The 1,111-nt window shown below is 64.1% G+C and carries 1 protein-coding gene; it reads left to right on the forward strand.

What is annotated here, in order from left to right; translation table 11 throughout:
- The first annotated feature begins 36 nt into the window (after positions 1–36).
- Complete coding sequence (locus tag QMG25_RS20305; protein WP_502866466.1) at positions 37–1,089, forward strand: IS1595 family transposase; 1,053 nt, start codon at positions 37–39, stop codon at positions 1,087–1,089.
- The last annotated feature ends 22 nt before the right edge of the window (positions 1,090–1,111 follow it).

A 1,111-nucleotide genomic window follows, 5' to 3' on the forward strand; every position in this document is an offset into this window, starting at 1 on the left:
TCTGGGGTATTCAGCTGACCGGCCTAAAATAGAGGGGTGATCGAGCTTCGACCCCGGGCTGGGGTGGATTACCCGCGCTCTGCTGGTGAGTTCCGTGCATGGTTTGCGACCGACGCTGATTGTCTGGACTATCTGGATTGGCTGCGCTGGCCGAATGGCTTTGTGTGCCCACGCTGTGCGCATTCCGGCGGTTGGCTAATGGCGGATGGGCGGCACAAATGCGGCGCCTGCGGCACCCGAATTGCCGTCACTGCGGGAACCCTCTTCGACCGCCGCAGGACACCGCTGACAGTCTGGTTCGCGGCCTGCTGGATGTTTGCCGTGCAGAAGAACGGCATCTCGGCCCAGGGTCTCCAACGGGGTCTGGGAATCGGCTCGTATCCGACGGCATGGGCAATGCTGCACAGGTTGAGATCGGTGCTGGTGCGTCCGGGCCGGGAACGTTTAGCCGGTGTCGTCGAGGTCGATGAAGCATTTATCGGCGGCCACGAACCCGGGCTGGCTGGAGGGCGTGCCCGCGGCAAGAAGACCTTGGTTGGCGTCGCCGTTGAGGTCCTTGAGACGGAAGGTTTCGGCCGCGCGCGCATGGCGGTATTGAAGAATGCCACGGCGCCGTCGCTGGAACACTTCGTGCTGGACAATGTTGAGCCAGGTTCCTTGGTCATCACCGATGGCTGGGCCGGCTACTGGCGCATCGACCAGCTCGGATATGCCCACGAGGCACGCAGCCAACTCGCAGCCCGTGCCCGTGGCGAGGACCCGGGGGCACTGCTGCCAGCGGTCCACCGGGTCATTTCGTTAGCCAAACGCTGGCTGCTGAGCACACACCAAGGATCCGTCGGCGATGCACACCTGCAGGCATACCTCAATGAGTTCATCTTCCGTTTCAACCGCCGCAAAGCCTCAAGCCCGGGCCTGGTCTTCTTCCGCGTGCTGCAACTCGCCGTCGCACATGCCCCGGTGCGCTACCGGGGACTGGTCGCGGAGCCCTGGCCCAAAGCAACCCACCCGATCCCGCCTACCGGCGGCGAACACACTCCAAGCCTGGAATTCCCCGCCGTCAGCCGGCCCTGGCGGACATCAAGCTAGGCCGGTCAGCTGAATACCCCAG

Origin of the sequence: Arthrobacter sp. H35-D1 (assembly GCF_030063185.1) — a bacterium.
Taxonomy (GTDB): Bacteria; Actinomycetota; Actinomycetes; order Actinomycetales; family Micrococcaceae; genus Specibacter.